Here is a 17880-nt window from a genome sequence, read left to right on the forward strand (position 1 = left end):
ATTTTTTATTGTTTGAATTGATCTCCATTAATATAAACCGAATCCGCTTTCAAACTTCCTTGCTGATAAAGTACATTCTGGAAATTATCAGTTTTAAAGGTGACAAAATCTGCCTTTTTCCCTTTTTCTAAAGTTCCGCGGTCTTCTAAACTCAATGCAAAAGCCGACCGAAAAGTGATTCCCGCCAAAACTTCTGCCGTTGATAATTTTTCAAACGTGGCTAAAATGGAAGCTTGTGTAATGAGATTTCCCATCGGTGCAGAACCTGGATTCCAATCAGAAGCGATGGCTAAAATTCCACCTGCATCTAAAATTTTTCTGGCGGGCGTAAATTTTTCACCCAAACCTAAACTCGCACCCGGAAGTGCCGTTGCAACCGTTTCTGATTGTGCTAAAAATTCAATGTCTTCATCGATCGTCGCTTCCAAATGATCGGCGGATTTTGCGCCAACTTCCACCGCAATTTTTGAACTTCCCGAAGTGAATTGATCGGCGTGAACGGTAATTTCAAAACCTAATTCTTTCGCCTTTAATAAAAATTCTTTACTTTCTTCTGGCAAAAAAGCAGATTTTTCAATGAAAATATCAATCCTTTTTGCAAGGTTTTCTTCTTTTACTTTTGGTAAAATTTCATCTAAAATATATTGCAAATATTCCTGCGAACTTCCTTCAAAATCTCGTGGTTTTAAATGGGCAGAAAGACAGGTTGGAACCAAAGTGGCTTTTGTAAAAGTTTGTGCTTTTTGAATGACACGCAGCATTTTTAATTCATTTTCAACATCCAAACCGTAACCGGATTTTATTTCAATCGTTGTAATTCCTTGCGAAATCAACGAATTAATTCTTTCTAAAATCGTTTTTAATAATTCTTCTTCCGACGCTTTTCTGGTATGTTGAACGGAACTCCAAATTCCGCCGCCATTTTCTGCGATTTCTAAATAAGTTTTTCCGGCATTTCTCATGGCAAAATCATTTGCGCGATTTCCTCCGAAGCAAATATGCGTGTGAGAATCTGTAAATGCGGGCAGACAAATTTGTTCACCTTCAATGTTTTCAATTTCTGAAATTTGATTTTTTGATTTTAATTCTTCAAAATTTCCAACTTCTTCAATTTTTTCATCTTTAATAAGAATTCCCCCATTTTCAATTATTTCCAGTTGCTCGTCTGAAAGTTTTCCTCTTAATGGAAGATTGCGAAGTGTTACGATTTGTTTGAAAGGTCCGATTAATTTCATGTTGGAGATTTTACTTTTTCAAAATTAATATAAAAGCCCGGTTAATAAAAAAGAAGTGCTTATTTAATTTTTTCGAAAGACAAAATACCTGAACTTCTAGCCCCGATTGAAGGGAAAATCCTTTTTTTTTCGTGGCTGGAAAAGCGCTGGCAAAAAAAAGATTGGAATGAAAAGCGGGTTCGAGTCTTCGGAGAAACACCCCTCTTGTTGCTCCTTATAAAATGATCTCAAAATTTCGGTATTTTTCTTTTCTGAACGGAATTTAGCAAAGTTCTAACCGACCTTTTTTAAATGATCGAAAACCATTTTCGAAAGTGGAATAAACGTTAATCCGGCGAGTGCAAACACGATAAAGGCTTTCTGCAAACCAAATCCATGTGCAAGATAACCGATGATTGGTGGTCCCAAAAACATTCCGACCGTAGAATAGGTGCCGATAATCGACATGACGATCGCAACCGAATATTTTTTAGATTTTCCCGCTAAAATAAATGTCATCGGATACAATCCGGAAACGCCGAAACCAACCATTCCAAATCCGATCAGAACCGGATAAAGATAAGGGAAAACTGTTGCCAGTAAAATTCCCGAAATGATCAGGATGGATCCTGCAATGTACAATTTTTGCATTCCGAAATGTTCCATCAGTCGATCGATGGTCAATCTGGAAATGGTCATACAGATCATCAAAAGTAAATATCCATAGGTGAAAACTTCCTGTTTTACAATTTCCTTGAGGTAAACTCCGTTCCAATCGTACATTCCACCTTCGCAAATGGCGGCAAAAAAGACCATTAAACCTAAAAGTGTAATGTATTTGCTGGGTTTTCCCAATTTAAACTTGGTCCCAACTGTAGATTTGTCATTTCTAATGAGCATCGGAAACATAGAAACGGTGAGGAGCAAACCAAAAACGGTGACGAATAAAAAATGCCAAAAAATTGAAATATCATAGTTCAGCATAATGGTCGAAAAAAGGACACCTAAAATTCCACCAATGCTCCAAACGCCGTGAAATGACCCAATAATTTTCTTTTCAAATTTCTGTTGAACCGCAATTGACTGTGTATTGATTGCGATATTGATGATTCGCATCGCAATGGAAAATAGTACCAACGAAATGCAAATTCCAAAGATCGAAAATCTCCAACTCAAAGAAAAAAGCGAGAGTAAAAACGCTGCACTTGCGATTAGCAGAGGAATTCTGCTGTCAAATTTAGCAACGAGCCAACCCGAAAGTGGAATACCTATAATTGCACTTGCAGGCATAATCATCAATAAATTTCCAAGATCTTCTTCCGTTAAATTGTAGATGGTTTTGAGGGTAGGAATTCTGGAAGCCCAGGTTGAGAAACAAATTCCGGATAATAAAAAGTATGCAGACAGCGCAATTCTTTCCTTTTGAGGGGTTGAAAACATATTCTGCAAAATTACAAAATCAGTTTTTAGATTTCGAGTGTTTCATTATTAATTTCAGATTAAAAAAAGAAAAAAGTCCTGCGATTTATGTTTTAAAAAAGATAAGAATATTTCCCTCTGAAATTTTTCTATCTTTGACTAAATTTATTAAAATGCCCGATTTTTTGCATCCCGATCAGGAAAATTTCTCCGAGGATGAATTGATTTTAGAAGAGAAAATCCGTCCGCAGAGTTTTCAGGATTTTGCCGGACAACGAAAAACCCTGGATAATTTGGAAGTATTTGTTGCAGCGGCGAAAAACCGTGGCGGCGCTTTGGATCATGTTCTTTTGCACGGTCCTCCCGGATTGGGAAAAACAACTTTAGCAAATATCATTGCGAATGAATTGGGAGTGGGTTGCAAAATAACTTCGGGTCCTGTTTTGGATAAACCCGGAAGTTTGGCTGGTTTGCTCACCAATTTAGAAGAAAATGATGTTCTTTTTATCGATGAAATTCATCGACTTTCACCGATTGTTGAGGAATATTTGTACTCGGCAATGGAAGATTATAAGATCGATATCATGCTGGAAAGCGGTCCGAATGCGAGAAGTGTTCAGATCGGTTTAAATCCTTTTACTTTGGTTGGCGCAACTACGAGAAGTGGAATGTTGACCAAACCAATGCTCGCAAGATTCGGAATTCAGTCCAGATTAGAATACTACACGATTGAACTTTTGGGAATGATCATCGAACGAAGCGCAAGAGTTTTAGATGTTAAAATCTATGAAGATGCCGCTTTAGAAATTGCCAGGAGAAGTCGGGGAACGCCCAGAATTGCTAACGCTTTATTGAGAAGAGTGCGTGATTTTGCGGAAATCAAAGGAAACGGCGAAATCGAAATTAATATTACAAAATTTGCCTTAAATTCATTAAATGTTGATGAATTCGGACTCGATGATATGGACAATCGAATTATGCGCGTGATGATCGAAAATTTCCGGGGAAAACCTGTTGGAATTTCAGCACTTGCAACTTCGATTGGTGAAAATCCGGAAACTTTGGAGGAAGTTTACGAGCCATTTTTGATTCAGGAAGGTTTTATTATTAGAACTCCAAGAGGAAGGGAAGTGACGGAAAAAGCGTATAAACATTTGGGGATTTCTGTTCCGAGAAGACCGGATGAGCTTTTTTAATTATTTATTGACAAAAAATGTATATCCCAAAAATTTACCGAAGCGAAGACGCGGAATTGATGAAGAAAATCATCAGTGAAAATGCTTTTGCGCTTTTAATTTCTGATAAAGAAAAAATATCCGCAACGCATTCTATGTTTTTATTGAATGAAACGGAAGATGATTTTTACTTAGAAACGCATATTTCTAAAGCCAATTTTCAGGCGAAAGTTTTGAAAGATGGCGATGAAGTGTTGTGCGATTTTCTGGGCGCTCATTCTTATATTTCGTCATCTTGGTACGAAAAAACCAACGTTTCAACCTGGAATTACGAAGCCGTACAAATTCGTGGGAAAGTGAAATTGATGAACGATGAAGAATTGTTTCAACATTTGGAAAAGCTCACTTTTAAATATGAAAAGACCCAAAAATGTCCGATGTTGGTGGAAAAAATGTCCGATGATTTTGTAAAAAAAGAAATGAAAGGTGCTTTTGGAATACATATTTTTCCGACAGAAATTTTTATTGCCAATAAATTAAGCCAAAATAGAAATAAACTTGATTTTGAAAATATTATTCTTAATTTAGAGCAATCAAACAATGAAAGTTCAAAAGAAATTGCTGAAAAAATGAAGATGATTTAAACGCAACAGTGCGCAAAGAAAATAATTTCTAACTGCATATTGAGTTCGCAAAGGCGTTTCACTGAGCAAAGGGTTAATTTAAAAATTAAAACTCAATAAAAATGAAATATGAGTGAAAATGAAATTTCAAAATTAGTATTTGAATCTGGTTTAAAAATTCATCGAAAACTTGGAGTTGGGCTTTATGAAATGGTGTATGAGGAATGTTTGGTTTATGAATTAAAAAAGCAGGGGATAAAAGTTGAAAAACAAAAAAATATTTCAATAGAATATGAAGAATTGGTTATTGAGAAAGCATTTAGATTAGATTTGCTTATAGAAGATAAAGTTATTGTAGAAATAAAAGCGGTTCCTGAAATCAATAGTTATCACACCTATCAACTCCTAAATTATTTGAGAATAACTGGCTGTAAATTAGGATTAGTACTCAATTTTCACTCTGTTTTATTTAAAGATGGTGTGAAAAGAATCGCAAATAATTTGTAAAAATATCCTTTGCTAAGTGTTAACGCCTTTGCGAACTACAAAAAAAGAATGCAATGCAGGTAGCAATCAAAAAAGACTTTGCGCACTTCGCGTTAAAAATAAATATTAAAAAGTATGAAACTATATCCAATCCAATGCGGAAAATTTAAATTAGATGGTGGTGCCATGTTTGGTGTGGTGCCAAAAACGCTTTGGCAGAAAACGAATCCTGCTGATGAAAATAATTTAATCGAACTCGGAACCCGTTCGCTTTTAGTGGAAGACGGAAAAAAACTGATCCTCATCGATTGTGGTTTGGGAAATAAACAAGACGAAAAATTCTTTGGACATTATTCCCTTTGGGGAGATGATACGCTGGATAAAAGTCTAAAAAAATACGGTTTTGTGAAAGACGATATTACGGATGTGTTCTTGACTCATCTTCATTTCGATCATTGTGGTGGTGCAATTGAGTGGAATGATGACCGAACCGGTTACAGACCAGCTTTTAAAAATGCAAATTTCTGGACGAATGAAAATCATTGGAAATGGGCAACTGAACCAAATCCGAGAGAAAAGGCAAGTTTTTTGAAAGAGAATATTCTGCCGATGCAGGAAAGTGGTCAATTGAATTTTTTGCCCACCCCGAAAAGTGGAAATTACGGTTTCGCACCTGATCTGAAAATGGATGTAATTTTTGCGGATGGTCATACCGAAAAACAAATGCTTCCCGTGATTCAATATCAGGAGAAAACGATTGTTTTTGGCGCAGATCTCATTCCGACAGCTGGTCATATTCCGCAGGTTTATGTGATGGGATATGATACTCGACCTCTTTTAACCATGGAAGAAAAAGGAAAATTTTTGAAACAGTGCGTGGATAATGACTATCTTTTGTTTTTCGAACATGATGCGCACAACGAACTCGCAAGTTTGAAAATGACCGAAAAAGGAATTCGGTTAGATGAAACCTTTAGTATGAATGAAGTTTTTGGGTATTAAAAATAGAACAATATAAAAAATATGATAGAAGAAGAGACCGAACCTGAACCCAGGAAAAAGGTAAAAATTATTGGAATAACGGGCGGAATTGGCTCCGGAAAATCAACAATATCAAAATTTATTGAAGAAGCCGGATTTCCCGTTTATTATTCGGATGTCCGAGCAAAAACAATCGTGAATGATGATGCAGAACTTCAGCAAAAAATCAAAGAACTTTTAGGAGAGAATTCCTATGATGAGAACGGATTTTATAACAGAAGATATGTGGGCGAAATTATTTTTAAAGATGATCAATTGCGGTTACAGCTTAACGCACTCATTCATCCCGCAGTAAAAATTAATTTTGAAAACTGGATTTCTGAGCAGAAAACACCCTTCATTTTTAAAGAAACTGCACTTTTATTTGAATTAAAACTCAATGAAAGTTGTTACAAATCAATATTGGTAACGGCAGATGACAACATCAGGATTAAAAGAGTAATGGATCGCGACGGTAAAACATATCGGGAAGTTGAAGCCGTGATGAACAAGCAAATGCCAGAAAAAGATAAAATAAAAATTGCTGATTTTGTAATTTTTAATAATGATGGATTGGAAGAACTGAAAATAAAAACGAATCAATTTATTAATGAATTGAAAGAAGGTTTAGCAGAATAAATTTTCTTGTATAGCGATTTACATTTTCCCTTAAAGCCAAATAAAAACCTGAATTCAATTGAATTCAGGTTTTTATTTATTGTAAAATTGGCTTTTGAATTATCTGTTTTTAACCAAAATCCAACCGCTGTATTCCATTACGGTTGAGAATCCCGGTTCTTTCCATTTCATGATATACCAATAGCTTTCTGTATTGACTAATTTCCCGAAGGCTTTTCCGTCCCAAGAATACCGATTGTTTTTATCACCAGTGAAAACTAATTTTCCATATCGGTCATAAATCTGGATAAAAGGTTCTTCTTTTTTCAACAGTGCGGAATAATTAAGAATATCATTCATGCCGTCACCATTTGGCGTAATCACATTGTACAATTCAATGACATCGATATTTGCAGAAACCGGCGTACAATTATCTGCCGAAATTACGTAAATGGTGTGGTCACCGCCGCGTACATTGGTGAAAATGTTGGATGATTGATAATTTCCATTGTCAATCGCATATTGGTAAGGTGGATTTCCGCCGGTTACTGTCACAGTTACTGTAGAACCTTTGATTTCTACGCTCGTAATGGTTGGTAAAGAAACTGCTTTTACAGAAACATTTTGCTTATAAGTACAACCATTCGTCGTGAGTTCAACCCAATAATTTCCTACAGGAACATTGATCGTTTGTGTTTTTTCACCAGTACTCCACAAATAATTATCAAAACCAGCTCCTGCATCTAAAGTTGTAGTTGCATCCGGACAAATATCCTTGTTTTTTAAGATATCAGATTTTACGGCTTTTTGAATATTGACTGTTAATTTACCAATTACATCACAGAATAAATTTTTGTGAAATCTTAAATAGTAAATTCCAGAACTAGTTACTGTGACAGCGCTTGAAATGGTATTTACGCTGTTCTGAGCATCTGCTAAACTTCCAAAGTACGATACAGTAACTCCAGAATCCGTTGTGAATTCAGAAATATAACTCGACAAATTAACCGATTTAATTCCATCGAAATCATCATCACAAACTTTTACAGTAGCGTCGTTTTTAATTAAAGGAAGATTATTCCCAAATTTGAAATCAATTGATTTCGTCTCCGCTGGACAATATGGGGAACTTGCTCTCACATAAATCGTAGTATTCGCAGAGTACGTCCAGTTGATAAGATTTGTTATCGGATTTAGCAGGGAAGCATCAGTAAAATATTCTACGGTGAATAAAGTAAAATTCGGTAAAACTACTGGTGTTACTTTCGTGAGATCGATCGCAATAATTCCATCAAAATTATCATCACAATTCGTTGCGTTATACGTTGCCACTTTCCAAATCGGTTTAGGAGATTCGAGAATGGTGATATTTTTTGTGAAGACGCAACCAGAAGCATTTGTAAATGAAACGGTATAAACTCCTCCACTTAATACTGCAGTTTGAGTGGTCGAAACGGTAGTCGCTCCTTTTTTCCAAAGGTAAGCGGTGTACGTTGATTCGGCAGTAAGCGTTTGGGAAGATCCTGCACAAACCGTGTAAGAATTGAGCAATGCAGTCGGAGTAGAAGCTTTAAAACTAATATTCAACGTTCCGATCACATCACAGAAACCTGCTTTTGTAAATCTGTAATAAAACGTTTTGTCAGCAGTAATGGTTTGAGCCGCCGGAATTGCCGTCGTATTATTTTGAGCATTGGCTAAAGTTGCAAAATATTTGATGGTCGCCGTTGCATCTGCGGTAAAGAGTGTTCGGTAATTTCCTAAATTAATGTTTTCGGAATTGTTCAGATCATTATCGCAGATTGTCGTGGTTTCGATAGGTTTAATTAAAGGCAGAGAAATCCCAAATTTAAAATCAATTGGTCTCGATTCTGTCGGACAAACCGTGGAAGTTGCTCTTACAAAAATCGTGGTATTTGCAGAATAAGTAAAATTCGCTGGATTTGCAATTGGAAGCGTTAAAGCTGAATCAGAGAAATATTCTACGGTAAATGAAGCAAAGTTGGGTAAAATTAAAGGAGTTACGTTATTTAAATTTACTTTAATAATGCCGTCGAAATCATCATCGCAATTGGTTGCATTGTACGCAGCAATATTCCAAGTAGGTTTTGGTGAATCTACTACGGTTACATTTTGTCGGTAAACACAGCCAGAAGCATTCGTTAAATCAACATAATAATTTCCCGCACCTACTGTAATCGTAGTCGAAGTTGAACCGGTGCTCCAAAGAATACCGCTATAACCAGAACCTACATTCAAAGTGGTGGTATTTCCTTGGCAAACTGTAACTGAAAGTGGAAGCGTTGTTGAAGGTGTTCCTTTCTTAAATTCAATATTTAAAGTTCCGATATTCGCACAGAAACCAGGAATATTAATCCGATAATAAAAAGTGCGATTGCCAGTAATTGTTTGGTTAACATTGATGGCGTTCTGATTATTTTGCGCATTGGCAATGGTATCGTAATAAGTGGCAGAATTTCCTGCAGCAATTGTAAATAAAGAAATGTAATCTGAAAGAGTTACGGGTTCTGTATTATTTTCGAGCAAATCACATACTGGAATTGTTGCAATTTGGGTGATCAGAGCAGCTTTTGTTCCAGTGGTTAAGAAAACTTCTTTGATAACCGGCGGACAAATACTTGGAGATTCCACTCGAATCCAAACTGAAGTATTTGCTGTAAAAGTGTAATTACCGGTAATATTATTGGTTCCTCCTGCAATTGCTTGCGGTTGAGTTGCGTAATATTTCACAACAAATGCACTTGGATTTTGAACAATTGTTGGAGTAATCGCGGTTAAATTCACTTTGTAATTCCCGTCAATCATTCCATCTATATCTTCGTCGCATATTTGTTGGGTATAAAGTGAGGGAGTTACAACCGGCTCTGAAGTTATTTTTAATTCAATTTTCGCGGTTTCAGAACAACCAAAAGCATTATTAAGTTGTACATAAACAAATCCTGGCGCAGAAGTATAATTGTTTAATTGTGCCGCAGGAATTTGATTGGTAAATGCAGCATCAGTAAAATATTTTTTGATGACTGTCGCATCCGGAGTTATCGCAGCAGTAGTTAAATTGTACGTTGCTGTGGAAGTTGCGGAACATTCGTTGAGAACTACATCATAATTTTCGATTTGATTGAGATGAATTGTTGCTTGTACCGCTTCACAATCTGGAATGGTACCAATTCCACAAAAAGAAAATTTGAAAGTATCCGTTCCTGTTGCATTTGGATTTGCAGTGTATGTTAATGTTCCATCAGGATTTTTTACCACATTTCCTTTTGTAGGTGGAGTGTCAATGACAATCGTAGGAATATTGATCGATTGGGAACTTAAGGCAAATTGTGGTGTAATTGTTTGGGTTGAACACGTATCAAAATCGTAATTGGTAAAGGTAGTACAGTTAAAAAATTTGAAATCTTTGGTCTGAATTTCTGCACAGGAACCTTGTTTTACGCGTACTGCATAAATTCCAGCTTGAGTGGGTTCGTATTGGAATAAATTATTTACACCTGGAGCTGGATCGTAAGTTCCACCTGCATTTTTGATGAGCCATTCATAAAGATCAAAACCTTCTGTAACTTCCAAAGTAACTCCGGGAAGACAATCGCCATCCGTTTTTAGAATTAATGGAATAGAAGAAAATCCTGCGAAATAACCGCCGTAACCAAAAGCTGCATTGCCACTGGCAATTCCCGCTGTTACAGCTTTTGTAGATTCTACAGTAATATTTCCAGTAACATTTGGAACGGAATAAGAAACCCAATTTTGGTTCGCTGTGATTGTTGAAATGTCGTATGGCCCATATAAAATACTTGGAACTACACCGTTCACTTTTACGACAGCATTTTTTTCAGTGATTATATTTAGTTTGGTACTGAATGGCGGATTATGTGGAACATTTGAAAGATAATTGATATAGCTAATTTCATCAATTTTTTTTGGCAAATAGCAATTGAGTGGGGGAATATAATTCATTCCACCTGTTGCAAGTGGTGCAGATCCAGAGGCAACCCCTGCTAGAAGTTGATACACATAAACATTTTTATCTGTAACAATATGTAGGTTAAAATGTTGGTTACCACGATCAACGTAGCTCGTTTCTTCAACCTTGAAAAAATCTCCAGGATTTGCTAGAATTCTTGCAGGAATCGTAGCATCATTTAAATAAACGGCAGTATTTGGCTCTGTTGCAACAACTATTGCTCCCTCCATTTTATTTCCTATTATTCCATAACCTTTTACGATCACGAATTCATCACCTAATTTATCAACAGGGACAGATTGATCCATTAAAATATCAGATCCATCACCATTAATAGTAGATGCGTATTGTCCATTAAAATTACCATTACTCATAGATATTGGTTTGTCCGCGTTTACTTCAGCTCCAATAAAACCATCTCTATTATTTAAATTAGAAATTCTACCATCTATAATATAGGATTCGCCTTTACTTAAAATAAATGTAAAACTTGTTGTAGCACCATAATTATTAAAAATTAAAGGTTTTTTAAAATTATTTACAGTTACTCTCGTGTTGTCTTCGGTAGCTAAAAAACTTGCCGCAAAACCTAAATTTTCACTTGAGGAAGGATTTGTTTGTGCACTTGGTGCAACAACAGTGTAAAATTTGGTTCCAATTCCAGCGGTTCCTTTAGACGTAATAATCTCTGTATGATTTGTAACACCAAAACGTAAATTGGCAAAACACGGTTTATCCGCTTTTATATATAGTCCTTTGTTTATAACTTTATGTAATTGAGAGATTTCATCTGTTATTATGTTATCTCTATCTATTTCATTTAAACCTGGATTATACTTAATGACAATCACACCGGGGTTTCCTTTACTAATTGTTTTTTTAGCAACTAGTAAATTATTACTATAGACATTAACATTAAAAGGAGTTGTTTCGTTTGTGGAAAGATGCAGAAATTGCTCGTCACCACTATTTGATTGTCCGTCATACATCGGTGCAAACCAATGTTCGCGGTCAAGTTGCGCGTATGCTGTTATCGAAAAACATACAAATAAAAAGAATAGAATTTTTTTCATAATAAAGAATAGAAATCTTCGCAAATGTAGTATTTTCTTAGTAAAATTTAACTCATTTTCTGTTTTTGTTAGAAAGGTCGTAAAGTGAAATGGGTGAAATCGTTTATTATTCTCCCTTTTAAGGTATAAATGATGCGTCTTACAGAGATTTTACTCCTTCAATTTCAAGGGATTTCCCCTACATTTGTTCGCTAATTTGAACTCATGAAAAAATTATTTGCACTTCTGTTTATTCTGGTCTTTTCTGTTGTATTTGCTCAAGTAGATACAGCGCAAGTCGTGATACCCAATAGAAAAAATTCCGCGGAAGCTCTTTCGAAACCTTATTTAATCTTAATTTCTGCAGATGGTTTCAGATCCGATTATTTTGAAAAATATAATCCTAAAAATCTGGTGAAATATGCCCAAAATGGTGTTTCTGCAAAAGCAATGATTCCCAGTTTTCCTTCGATTACGTTCCCGAATCACTGGAGTTTAATCACAGGTTTATATCCTTCTCATCACGGTTTGATCGATAATTATTTTTATGATTATAAAAAGGAAAAATTCTACGCCATGAGCAACAAAGAAAATGCAGAAGATGGTTCTTGGTACGGCGGAATTCCATTGTGGAGTTTGGCGGAAAAGCAAGGAATGCTTTCTGCTTCAATGATGTGGGTTGGTTCTGCGAGTGATGCGGGTGGAATGAGACCAAGTTATTACTACCACTATCACGAAAAATTCAGACCCAACGAAAAAGCAGATAAAGTCATCAACTGGTTAAAATTACCGGAAGCAAACCGACCTCATTTTATTTCCCTTTATTTTCCCGAAGTTGATGAAGCGGGACATCATTTCGGGCCAGATTCTCCCGAAACAGAAAAAGCAGTGCATCTTCTCGATGAGGCTTTCGGGAATTTAGTGAGAAAAGTAAATGATTTGGGCTTAAAAAATGTGAATTTTATCTTTGTTTCGGATCACGGGATGATCAAGATTGATGCTGAAAAACATCTGGTGATTCCAGAAATGCTTTTTGATAAAAATCGTTTTGATTTCTATAACGCCCAAACTTTAGTGCGCATTGTCGTTAAAAATCCTGAAGAAGTAAAAAAAGCATACCGCGAATTGAAACAAAATAAAACCAGTGATTATGATGTTTATTTGGACGAAAGATTTCCAAGAAAATTAAATTTTGCTCAGCGCGACGATCATTACAATAGAATCGGACAGATTTTACTCGTGCCGAAACCTTCAAAAGTATTTGTAGAAAAAGGCAAAAAAATTTCCACGGGGAAACACGGGTACAATCCTTATAAAGTTCCTGAAATGAAAGCGGTCTTCTTCGCTTCTGGGCCAGCTTTTAAACGTAATCACCGAATTGGTGAATTTAGAAATGTGAATATTTATCCGATTGTTTCCGGTGTTTTAGGATTAAAGATTAGCACACCTATCGATGGAACATCAAAAATTGAAAAGAAAATTCTTCAATAATAACGACAAAAAAATCCGGCTGAAATTTTTTAGCCGGATTTGCTTTTTTTTGAAGGAAAATTAATCTTTTAAAGATTGCATGTCGATCACAAAACGGTACCGAACCTCACTTTTCAGCATTCTCTCGTACGCTTCATTGATATCCTGCATATTGATCATCTCGATTTCTGGTAAAATGTTGTGTTCGCCACAGAAATCCAGCATTTCCTGGGTTTCTTTAATTCCGCCAATGACCGATCCTGCGACAGATCTTCTTCCTAAAATCATCGGTGGAGTGAAAAGTGCATCTTCCATCTTGCCGATAAAACCTACTAAAACTAAGGTTCCACTGATGTTCAACGTATTGATATATGGATTGATGTCATGATCATAAGGAACGGTATCGATAATCAAATCGAATTTTCCTTTAGCGCTTTCCATTTCATTTTCGTAGGTAGAAATCACCACGGAATCTGCTCCTAAATTGAGCGCATCCTGAATTTTATCTGGACTTCGGGAAAACAAAGTGACTTCTGCGCCTAAACCTTTTGCCAGTTTAATTGCCATGTGTCCCAATCCGCCTAAACCTACGACCGCAACTTTGCTGCCTTCTTTTACATTCCAGTGTTTTAGGGGAGACCAAGTTGTAATTCCCGCACACAATAGTGGTGCGACTGCTTTTAAGTCTAAATTTTCTGGGATCTTCAAACAGAAAGATTCCGTTACTACCACTTTTTCAGAATATCCACCGAAAGTGTGTCCTTGCAAATGTTGATCTGTACCGTTGTAAGTTCCTGTAGAACCGTTTAAACAATATTGTTCCAGATCCTGTTTGCAGCTTTCGCATTCTTTGCAGGAATCTACCAAACATCCAACTCCGGCTAAATCACCGACTTTAAATTTGGTCACTTCTGAACCGATTTTTGTAATTCTTCCTACAATTTCGTGACCCGGAACGGAAGGATATTTGGTTCCGCCCCAATCATTTCTCGCGGTGTGCAAATCGCTGTGACAAACGCCACAAAATAAAATTTCGATTTCAATATCCGTTGGACTTACTTCTCTTCTTTCGATCTGCATTTCGTTTAAATCCTCGTCTTTAGAAGGGGTTCCGTATGCTTTAACGTTGAATGTATTCATATTTCTGTAATTTTTTTTTATTCGAAAACAAATTTAAATCTAATAAACCCATTTGTCTAATGATTGTATGTTTTTAATATAATCTTAACGATGTTATTTCTCTATCAATTTAATGTTGGAATGTTCGGCGATTATTTCTGCAATTATTTCGAAGTAAGTTTGCCCGTTTCCGTTTTCCAGTGCTTCAATTTTCTCTTTAATAAAATCAGTGTTGAAAATTTCTGGTGATTTTAATTTTGATTCATAAAAATTTTTGGTCATTTCTAAACCAAGTGCTTTTTTATTTTCCTCAAAATTTTCCCAGATCAAACTGATGTTTTCTTTTCCCTTGATCTCGCCAAAACCGCCATAAAACAAATCATTCAGTGCGTCTAAACTTTCGCCGATTTTCCAGTTTTCATGCTGCATAAAAACACGGTTGATTTCTTGGTAAAATGTTTTGATGTTGCTGATGTTTTTTCCTACAATTACCAGATGCTTCACCATTATATTTTAAAGGATAAAAATTATTCCGGCACCCAAACTGAAACATTTCCGGCTGGAACAGGGAAAATTCCCCATCCGTTCTCATCGATTGTGACTTTATCTGGAAACCATCCGAGAAAATCAAAGAATTTCTGTCCTGCGTATTGTTTGCCTATTTCCATGGACTTTTCATAAGCATCTTTGTTGCTTAAAACTACGGCACAACCTTTATTGTTACCATCACCTTCGCGAATCCAACCTAAGCAATTGGCATCTTCGAAATAATCACGTTGTTCACCGTAGGCAAAAAGCTGTCGCGCTTTCAGGAGTTCTTCAATTTTTTCTACTTTGTCTAAAAATATTTCCTGATCATTGCCTTCTTTGTCTTTATCGGTATAGGTTGCGCCAAATAAATCCGGGTAAAAAACGCAAGGATAACCGTCTTTTCGAAGCAGAATTAAAGCATAAGCCAAAGGTTTAAACCACTGTTCAACCGGAGCTTCTAAATCCTGAAGAGGTTGGGTATCATGATTGTCAACTAATATCACGGATAAAAGCGGATTGTTTTTCGTTAATGTGTTGTCGAAAATTTGTCGTAAATCATATTCCGCACCTTTCAAAGAAGCTTCATGAAAATTGTGATGCAGAGAAGAATCGAATAAACTCATCGATCCTTCTGTTGCCTCGATATATTTTTCCAAAAGGGGCAATTCTCCTGGAGCCCAATATTCACCGACCGCAAAAATATTTTTTTTGGTATTTGCGCGCAAAGTATAGAGCCATTCCTTATAAAATTCTGGTGATTGGTGTTTTACTGCATCCAAACGGACTCCATCAAAATGAATCTGATCATGGTACCATTTTCCCCAGTTATTCAGCTCTTCCCGAACGAATGGATTTCGCTGATCAATATCGTTGTACATTAAATAATCATAATTTCCTTTTTCATCAGAAACCATTTCTTCCCATCCATCGCCGTGATCATTGATGATCTGGAAAATTCCTTCGTCTTGACCTTCGGCAAAATCAACACCGGAAAAACATTGAAAATTCCATTTAAAATCTGAATATTTTTCACCTCTTCCAGGGAAAGTAAATTTGGTATAACTTTCAATTTCAAAAGGTTCAGAAATGTTTTGCTGACGGTTTTCCGGATCCACTTTAATGGCGTGAAATTTTTCTTTTTCGTCGCCACCGGCTTTATGATTGAGAACAATGTCTGCAATGACAGAAATTCCTTTATCCTGCAAAGTTTTGCAACAATCGATGTATTGATCTTTGGACCCATATTTTGTGTGAACCGTTCCTTTTTGATCAAATTCTCCCAGATCAAATAAATCATAAGGATCATAACCTACGGAATAACCTCCACCTGCGCTTTTGTAAGCGGGCGGAAACCAAACTGCAGAAATTCCGAGTTCTACCAGATGATCTGATTCTTTTTTCATCTGTTTATATAGTTCACCGTTCCCTTCAGAATACCAGTGAAAACCTTGAAGCATTGTAGGATTCATTGTTTATTATTTTTCAGGATTGTTTAAGCAAAAATTGTCCCGAAAATTCTTTGAAGCCGAAATTAGGTGCCGATTGTTAGTTTTTCTTCCTGAAGATCGAGTAATCGCAGATGTTTTCTAATGATTTCTTCATCCAATAAAAGTTCATCACGGTTTTTATTGACCAGCCATTGTCTTTGAGCTTCAATAATATCAGAATAAATATTTTTGTATTCAGAATAGTTGATGATGATTTCCGAACTGTTTGCGCGGCTTTCCCACAGTTGAAGCTGATCTTTTAATGTTGGAAAATTTTCTATTTTGTCTGCGTAATCTTCCCGAATTTTAGTAATGGCAACCTGAGCAAGTTCATTTCTGATCTCGTAATCTATTTCCTTTTCGCTTTTAATAAAATCGCGGTCTTCCGGTGGAAATTTTTTAAGCAAAACAGGTAAAGTAAGTCCTTGGATAACAAGTGTTAATAAAATTACAACGAAGGTTATAAATAAAATCAGATTCCGCTGTGGAAAAGGCGATCCATCTTCCAAAAATAAAGGGATTGAAAGCGCGGCTGCTAAAGAAACTACACCTCTCATTCCAGTCCAGCCGATAATCAGTGGCGTTTTCCATCCCGGAGGTTCCGGATCTGCGACGGTGATGAAATTTCTCATGACTAAAGTGGTGATAACGGCTGCATAACCGGCAAAAATTCTTACAACAACCAGAACCGCTGTAACTGCAACTCCGTAACCGATCGCAGTATAAATATTGGTGTCTCCTAAACCAGAAACGATTTCGGGTAAATCCAAACCGATCATCATAAACACAATTCCGTTCAGCAGAAAAGTAAAACTTTCCCAAACAGTTACCGCACGAAGCCGGGAAGAACTGCTCAGAAAATCGTGGTTTCGGTAAGATAAAAATAAACCGCCACTTACCACGCCCAAAACTCCCGATGCACCGAGTTCTTCTGCACCGAGATACATGGCAAAAGGTGCTATCAAACTTAAAACCATATCCGTATTCGCATCGGTGGGTAAAAATTTGTGCATTTTTAAAAATAAATAACCAATTAGAACACCGATTCCCACTCCGCCGATACACATCCAAATGAAACTTCCGGCAGCATCCATCCAGATAAATTGTCCGGTTGCAGCGGCAATTGTTGCAAATCTGAAAATGATGAGCGACGAAGCGTCATTCAGCAAACTTTCGCCTTCTAGAATTGAAGCTAATCTCTTCGGAACTTTTACAAATTTTAAAATAGCGCCAGAACTTACTGCATCTGGTGGAGAAACGATTCCGCCGAGTAAAAATCCTAGTGCTAAGGAAAAACCGGGAATAAAATAATTCGCAAAAATAGCTACAGAAAAAGCCGTGAAAAACACGACAACAAAAGCGAAACTGAAAATTATTCTTCGCCATCGCCAAAGTTCTTTCCAGGAAGTGGTCCAAGCTGCTTCATAAAGCAAAGGCGGCAAAAATATGAGAAAAATGAGTTCCGGTTCAATTCTAATAATAGGAATTCCTGGAATAAAACTGATACCAAGTCCCGCTAAAACAAGCAAAACAGGATATGCAACCTGAATTTTGTTTGCCAGCATAATGATGAAGGTGATGAGCAAAACCAAGGAAAGGTAAAACGCGAAGTTTTCTAGCATGTTCTAATTTTAATGTAAAAATAAACAATAATTGATGCCATTTGTACCTCACTCAT

13 protein-coding genes are annotated in these 17880 nt (G+C 36.4%); 6 read left to right on the forward strand and 7 right to left on the reverse strand.

The window, feature by feature from the left end; genetic code table 11:
• Positions 1-5: 5 nt before the first annotated feature.
• Together hutI and BW932_RS02945 are read right to left on the reverse strand one after the other, a co-directional pair.
• The gene (gene hutI / locus BW932_RS02935; protein ID WP_076385196.1) at positions 6-1235 is read right to left on the reverse strand and encodes an imidazolonepropionase; all 1230 of its coding nucleotides are present in this window, start codon (positions 1233-1235) and stop codon (positions 6-8) included.
• 273 nt (positions 1236-1508) lie between these two features.
• Entirely contained in the window at positions 1509-2654 is a 1146-nt protein-coding gene (locus BW932_RS02945; RefSeq protein ID WP_076385199.1) for an MFS transporter, read from the reverse strand.
• Positions 2655-2806: 152 nt separating this feature from the next.
• On the opposite strand from BW932_RS02945, the gene ruvB reads away from it, so the two are divergent.
• The 5 genes from ruvB to coaE all read left to right on the forward strand — a co-directional run bounded on the left by ruvB (position 2807) and on the right by coaE (position 6576).
• On the forward strand, positions 2807-3829 hold the full coding sequence (gene ruvB, locus BW932_RS02950) for a Holliday junction branch migration DNA helicase RuvB (RefSeq protein ID WP_076385466.1): 1023 nt from the start codon (positions 2807-2809) through the stop codon (positions 3827-3829).
• Between the two features lie 17 nt (positions 3830-3846).
• Positions 3847-4452, forward strand: a complete 606-nt coding sequence (locus tag BW932_RS02955) for an FMN-binding negative transcriptional regulator (RefSeq protein ID WP_076385201.1) — start codon at positions 3847-3849, stop codon at positions 4450-4452.
• Between the two features lie 108 nt (positions 4453-4560).
• Positions 4561-4938, forward strand: coding sequence for a GxxExxY protein (locus BW932_RS02960; protein ID WP_076385203.1), 378 nt, complete (start codon positions 4561-4563; stop codon positions 4936-4938).
• Between the two features lie 114 nt (positions 4939-5052).
• The gene (locus BW932_RS02965) at positions 5053-5919 is read left to right on the forward strand and encodes an MBL fold metallo-hydrolase (protein ID WP_076385205.1); all 867 of its coding nucleotides are present in this window, start codon (positions 5053-5055) and stop codon (positions 5917-5919) included.
• Positions 5920-5940: 21 nt separating this feature from the next.
• Positions 5941-6576, forward strand: coding sequence for a dephospho-CoA kinase (gene coaE, locus BW932_RS02970; RefSeq protein ID WP_076385207.1), 636 nt, complete (start codon positions 5941-5943; stop codon positions 6574-6576).
• Positions 6577-6675: 99 nt separating this feature from the next.
• Here the strand turns inward: coaE and BW932_RS02975 are convergent, their stop codons facing one another.
• On the reverse strand, positions 6676-11616 hold the full coding sequence (locus BW932_RS02975; protein ID WP_076385209.1) for a T9SS type B sorting domain-containing protein: 4941 nt from the start codon (positions 11614-11616) through the stop codon (positions 6676-6678).
• A 204-nt stretch (positions 11617-11820) separates the two neighbouring features.
• Between BW932_RS02975 and BW932_RS02980 the strand changes: the two genes are divergently transcribed.
• A complete protein-coding gene (locus BW932_RS02980; RefSeq protein ID WP_076385211.1) occupies positions 11821-13086 on the forward strand; it encodes an alkaline phosphatase family protein in 1266 nt (421 codons plus the stop codon).
• Between the two features lie 60 nt (positions 13087-13146).
• Here the strand turns inward: BW932_RS02980 and BW932_RS02985 are convergent, their stop codons facing one another.
• The 4 genes from BW932_RS02985 to BW932_RS03000 form a co-directional block, all read right to left on the reverse strand.
• Positions 13147-14205 carry an NAD(P)-dependent alcohol dehydrogenase gene (locus BW932_RS02985; RefSeq protein ID WP_084566420.1) on the reverse strand — a complete coding sequence of 353 codons (1059 nt, stop codon included), beginning with the start codon at positions 14203-14205 and terminating at the stop codon, positions 13147-13149.
• Between the two features lie 93 nt (positions 14206-14298).
• Entirely contained in the window at positions 14299-14691 is a 393-nt protein-coding gene (locus tag BW932_RS02990; RefSeq protein ID WP_076385213.1) for a barstar family protein, read from the reverse strand.
• A 20-nt stretch (positions 14692-14711) separates the two neighbouring features.
• Positions 14712-16184 carry an alpha-amylase gene (locus tag BW932_RS02995; RefSeq protein ID WP_076385215.1) on the reverse strand — a complete coding sequence of 491 codons (1473 nt, stop codon included), beginning with the start codon at positions 16182-16184 and terminating at the stop codon, positions 14712-14714.
• Between the two features lie 62 nt (positions 16185-16246).
• Positions 16247-17824, reverse strand: coding sequence for a Na+/H+ antiporter (locus BW932_RS03000; RefSeq protein WP_076385217.1), 1578 nt, complete (start codon positions 17822-17824; stop codon positions 16247-16249).
• Between the last annotated feature and the right edge of the window lie 56 nt (positions 17825-17880).

Origin of the sequence: Kaistella chaponensis (genome assembly GCF_900156725.1) — a bacterium.
GTDB lineage: Bacteria > Bacteroidota > Bacteroidia > Flavobacteriales > Weeksellaceae > Kaistella > Kaistella chaponensis.

What these genes read in the sequence shown, in the direction of transcription:
- coaE (WP_076385207.1), top strand. Translation starts at nt 5,941, where the DNA reads ATGATAGAAGAAGAGACCGAACCTGAACCCAGGAAAAAGGTAAAAATT.
- BW932_RS02960 (WP_076385203.1), top strand. Translation starts at nt 4,561, where the DNA reads ATGAGTGAAAATGAAATTTCAAAATTAGTATTTGAATCTGGTTTAAAA.
- BW932_RS02975 (WP_076385209.1), bottom strand. Translation starts at nt 11,616, where the DNA reads ATGAAAAAAATTCTATTCTTTTTATTTGTATGTTTTTCGATAACAGCA.
- BW932_RS02955 (WP_076385201.1), top strand. Translation starts at nt 3,847, where the DNA reads ATGTATATCCCAAAAATTTACCGAAGCGAAGACGCGGAATTGATGAAG.
- BW932_RS02985 (WP_084566420.1), bottom strand. Translation starts at nt 14,205, where the DNA reads ATGAATACATTCAACGTTAAAGCATACGGAACCCCTTCTAAAGACGAG.
- BW932_RS02965 (WP_076385205.1), top strand. Translation starts at nt 5,053, where the DNA reads ATGAAACTATATCCAATCCAATGCGGAAAATTTAAATTAGATGGTGGT.
- BW932_RS02980 (WP_076385211.1), top strand. Translation starts at nt 11,821, where the DNA reads ATGAAAAAATTATTTGCACTTCTGTTTATTCTGGTCTTTTCTGTTGTA.
- BW932_RS02990 (WP_076385213.1), bottom strand. Translation starts at nt 14,691, where the DNA reads ATGGTGAAGCATCTGGTAATTGTAGGAAAAAACATCAGCAACATCAAA.
- BW932_RS02995 (WP_076385215.1), bottom strand. Translation starts at nt 16,184, where the DNA reads ATGAATCCTACAATGCTTCAAGGTTTTCACTGGTATTCTGAAGGGAAC.
- hutI (WP_076385196.1), bottom strand. Translation starts at nt 1,235, where the DNA reads ATGAAATTAATCGGACCTTTCAAACAAATCGTAACACTTCGCAATCTT.
- ruvB (WP_076385466.1), top strand. Translation starts at nt 2,807, where the DNA reads ATGCCCGATTTTTTGCATCCCGATCAGGAAAATTTCTCCGAGGATGAA.
- BW932_RS03000 (WP_076385217.1), bottom strand. Translation starts at nt 17,824, where the DNA reads ATGCTAGAAAACTTCGCGTTTTACCTTTCCTTGGTTTTGCTCATCACC.
- BW932_RS02945 (WP_076385199.1), bottom strand. Translation starts at nt 2,654, where the DNA reads ATGTTTTCAACCCCTCAAAAGGAAAGAATTGCGCTGTCTGCATACTTT.